A 794-nucleotide genomic window follows, 5' to 3' on the forward strand; every position below is an offset into this window, starting at 1 on the left:
TTGGGGGGGGTCGGATGTGTATAAGGGGCAGGGGGGGGTGGAGGTCATCTGGGGGTGGTTCCTTCCACGGCTTTCAGGAGTGCGGCCAGGTCGTCGGGCCGGGTGTGGGGGTTGAGGAGGGTGGCCTTGAGCCAGAGCCGGCCGTCGAGGCGGGCCCGGCCGAGGACGGCGCGGCCGTCGGTGAGGAGCTTTCGGCGTACGGCGGCGATGTCGTCGTCGGTGGCGTGGACCGGCCGGAACAGGACCGTGCTGATGGTGGGCGGGTCGTGGAGCTCGAAACCCGGGTGGTCCTGGACGAGTTCGGCGAACTCCCCTGCCCGTGCGCAGACTTGGTCGACGAGGTGGCCGAGTCCGGTGCGTCCGAGGGTTTTCAGGGTGACGGCGATCTTGAGGGCGTCGGGGCGGCGGGTGGTGCGCAGGGAGCGGCCGAGGAGGTCGGGGAGGCCGGCTTCGGTGTCGTCGTCGGCGTTGAGGTAGTCGGCGCGCTGTGCGAGTGCGGTGAGGTCGCGGGGGTCCTTTACGGCGAGGAGTCCGGCGGCGACCGGTTGCCAGCCGAGTTTGTGCAGGTCGAGGGTGACGGTGGCGGCGCTGCCGAGGCCGGTGAGCTTGTGCCGGTGCCGGTCGCTGAAGAGGAGTCCCCCGCCGTACGCGGCGTCGATGTGCAGGCGTGCGCCGTGGGTTCGGCAGACGGCGGCGATCTCGGGGAGGGGGTCGATGAGGCCGGCGTCGGTGGTGCCTGCGGTGGCGGCGACGAGGTGGGGGCCGGGGAGGTCGGTGAGGGCGGCGTCCAGGGC

General features: G+C 72.3%; 1 protein-coding gene. It reads right to left on the reverse strand.

Annotated elements, in window-relative coordinates; genetic code table 11:
- Positions 1-44: 44 nt before the first annotated feature.
- Positions 45-794: pyridoxal-dependent decarboxylase (locus HLK59_RS50280; RefSeq protein ID WP_240983119.1), on the reverse strand; the 750-nt coding region annotated here is incomplete at its 5' end.

Origin of the sequence: Streptomyces sp. S3(2020) (genome assembly GCF_013044505.1) — a bacterium.
In the GTDB taxonomy this organism is placed as follows: Bacteria; Actinomycetota; Actinomycetes; order Streptomycetales; family Streptomycetaceae; genus Streptomyces.